Raw genomic sequence first — 1,934 nt, forward strand, 5'->3', positions numbered from 1 at the left:
CCGTAAAGGCATTGAGAAAATCATCCCCCATCGACATTTTACGTAAACGCCCGACAGGGACAGAAAGCGTCCCCGTCACTTTCGCTGGGCTCAGTTCACGCGCAGTAATATCACGCTCATTTGGAATCACTTTAACCCAGTCGTTATGTGAAGCGATCATCTCTTCAATTTCATCGAGAGGGACATTTTGTTTTAACTTGATAGTTAACGCTTGAGAGTGACAACGCATGGCTCCAATACGAACACACGTTCCATCAATTGGAATGGGTGAATCCTGCAAGCCTAAAATTTTATTGGCTTCAACACCAGCTTTCCACTCTTCTTTGCTCTGTCCATTCTCACGCTTCACATCAATCCATGGGATGAGTGAGCCAGCCAAAGGCACGCCGAAGTTGTCGGTTGGGAACGATGAGGAACGCATCGTTTCCGAGACTTTTTGGTCGATATCCAAAATTGAACTCGCAGGATTTGCAAGCTCTGAGCTAACTGAATCATTTATCACGCCCATTTGTGAAATCAGTTCACGCATGTTTTGTGCGCCAGCTCCAGATGCAGCTTGATAAGTCATGGCACTGGTCCATTCAACCAACCCTTTCTCAAATAAGCCTCCAAGCCCCATTAACATCAAACTAACCGTACAATTACCGCCAACAAAGGTGTTCGTTCCCTGATGGATACTTTGTTGAATTTGGTTAAAGTTGACAGGATCTAAGGTGATGATAGCTTCAGGATCCATGCGTAACGTTGATGCAGCATCAATCCAATAACCTTTCCATCCGGCTTGTCGAAGTGCCGGATAAACTTTTTCTGTATATCCACCACCTTGGCAAGTAATTACGGCATCTAACTGCTTCAAACTGTCGATATCAAACGCATCTTGTAACACGCCTGCATCTTTACCAAAATTAGGCGCAGCAATGCCAATTTGTGATGTACTGTAAAATACCGGCTCGATGAGATCGAAGTCTTTTTCTTCCACCATACGCTGCATCAGTACTGAACCGACCATGCCACGCCAACCCACTAAACCTACTCTCATTACACTAACTCTCCGTGTGTTCAAATAAAAAAACTGCCACCCACATCTATAAGTGGTTCAATCTAAAATCTCAACATTTGATTACGTTAATTTGAGACTTTATTTTCTATCTACTGTGCTTTAACACTGTTTTAAGTTCAACCCCCTAATAAAGCTTATCTTTTCTTTTTTTAGGATTTATTAATTAAAAGTTTACTTAATTATTGAAATTCAGTTACACGAAAACACCACACTACAAACTTTTTTATTTCATTAAATTTGCCAAACAGCAACATTTAAGCCTACAAAACAACCACTTTATCGATATAAATCACAACAGTTATCATTGAATTCGATATATTATTCCTTTTAATGTAAAGTCTATTCGAACTGATAAGGACGCCCAATCTCCTTAGTATTATCATCGAACACGAGGTTCTAAACATGACACAGGCCCCACCACGCTTACCCAGTTTGCTGCAAGTGATTGTTGCACTGGGTCTGTTTTTATTATTGGCTTTTTCGTTTACGGCTAAGTTTGATTTGCCCATCCAACTCGCCCTTTATATTGGCTGGTTTATTATTATGGTGCTCGGTATTCGTCTTGGTCACCAATACAAAGCATTAGAAAAAGCCGCCTTGAATGGCATTTCCAATGGATTAGGCGCTGTATTGATTCTTCTTGCGGTTGGTGCTCTTGTTGGTACTTGGATCGCTGGCGGGATTGTTCCAACCATCATTTATTATGGATTAAAAGCCATTCATCCATCGATTTTCTTACTTGCCACCATGATTATTTGTTCTCTCACCGCGTTAGCAACCGGAACCTCTTGGGGAGCGGCTGGAACCGCTGGGATCGCCATGATGGGAATTGGGCAAGGGCTCGGCGTTCCCGCCCCCGTGACGGCTGGGGGTG

Annotated in this window: 1 protein-coding gene and 1 pseudogene; one reads left to right on the forward strand and one right to left on the reverse strand. The window is 42.6% G+C overall.

Annotated features, from left to right (window positions below):
* A partial coding sequence (gene asd / locus B7C60_RS08925; protein WP_245869074.1) for an aspartate-semialdehyde dehydrogenase occupies nucleotides 1–1,039 on the reverse strand: 1,039 nt, incomplete at its 3' end.
* A gap of 423 nt (nucleotides 1,040–1,462) precedes the next feature.
* Between asd and B7C60_RS18695 the strand changes: the two are divergent.
* A pseudogene (locus B7C60_RS18695) lies at nucleotides 1,463–1,934 on the forward strand (Na+/H+ antiporter NhaC); the annotation flags it as partial.

The organism is Vibrio fujianensis (assembly GCF_002749895.1).
GTDB classification, from domain to species: domain Bacteria; phylum Pseudomonadota; class Gammaproteobacteria; order Enterobacterales; family Vibrionaceae; genus Vibrio; species Vibrio fujianensis.